Source organism: Streptomyces sp. NPDC020845, assembly GCF_044334165.1.
Lineage (GTDB): Bacteria > Actinomycetota > Actinomycetes > Streptomycetales > Streptomycetaceae > Streptomyces.
On the sequence record NZ_JBIRSJ010000083.1, the window covers coordinates 1 to 1,380 of the forward strand.

Consider the following 1,380-nt stretch of genomic DNA (forward strand, 5'->3'; position numbering starts at 1 on the left):
CTTCGACTCGCTGACCGGGATGGAGCTGCGCAACCGGCTGTCCAAGGCCACCGGACTCCGGCTGCCCGCCACCCTCGTCTTCGACTACCCCAACCTCCAGCAACTGGCTTCCCTGCTGCGTACGGCGCTCATCGACGGTCTTCCGGGGGCCGGCGCCGTCGCGACGACGGTCCGGCCGGTGGACGACGAACCGCTCGCAATCATCGGTATGGCCTGCCGCTACCCGGGTGGCGTCCGCGATCCCGAGGACCTGTGGCGACTGGTCTCCGAAGGCCGCGACGAACTGTCGGACTTCCCCACCGACCGCGGCTGGGAACGTTGGGGTGAGCCCGCGGTCGGTCAGGCCGGATTCCTGCACGAGGCCGGGGACTTCGACGCCGCCTTCTTCGGGATCTCGCCCCGTGAGGCCGCGAGCATGGACCCGCAGCAGCGGCTTCTGCTGGAGGTGTCGTGGGAGGCTTTCGAGCAGGCCGGCATCGACCCCTGCTCGCTGCGCAACAGCCCCACCGGGGTCTTCGTCGGTGGCGGCCCGCTGGACTATCCCACGGTGCTGATGGGCTCGGCCGAGGCTGCCAGCGGCTACGGCATGACCGGCGCGCTCGGCAGCGTGATGTCCGGCCGGGTCTCCTACATGCTGGGTCTGGAGGGGCCGGCGGTCACGGTGGACACGGCGTGCTCGTCCTCCCTGGTCGCCCTCCACCTGGCCGCGCAGTCCCTGCACAACGGCGAGTGCGGTCTGGCCGTGGCCGGCGGCGTGACCATCATGGCCACGCCGGGCGCGTTCCTCGGGTTCGACACGTTGGGCGGCTTGGCTGAGGACGGCCGCTGCAAGGCCTTCGCGGCGTCCGCGGACGGCACCGGCTGGGCCGAAGGCGTCGGCCTGGTCGTCCTCGAGCGCCTGTCGGACGCGCGCCGCAACGGGCACGAGGTGCTGGCGGTGGTCCGTGGGTCGGCCGTGAACCAGGATGGTGCGTCGAACGGTCTGAGTGCTCCGAACGGTCCGTCGCAGCAGCGGGTGATCCGCCAGGCGCTGGCGAACGCCGGCCTGTCCGCCGCGGACGTCGACATGGTCGAGGCGCACGGCACCGGCACCACGCTCGGCGACCCCATCGAGGCGCAGGCGCTGCTGGCCACCTACGGCCAGGACCGCCCGGCCGACCGGACGCTGTGGCTCGGCTCGGTGAAGTCCAACTTCGGTCACACGGGTGCCGCCGCCGGTGTCGCGGGCGTCATCAAGTCCGTACTGGCGCTGCGGCACGGACTGATGCCGAAGACCCTGCATGTCGACGAGCCGACGCCTGAGGTCGACTGGTCGGCGGGTGCGGTGGAGCTGCTGACCGAGGCACGTCAGTGGCCGGAGACGGAGCAGCCGCGTCGCGT

General features: G+C 71.7%; 1 protein-coding gene. It reads left to right on the forward strand.

Annotation, left to right across the window (positions count from 1 at the left end; all coding sequences use genetic code 11):
* The coding region (locus tag ACH4U7_RS53170) for a type I polyketide synthase (protein ID WP_398534942.1) at window positions 1-1,380 on the forward strand (1,380 nt) is incomplete at both ends.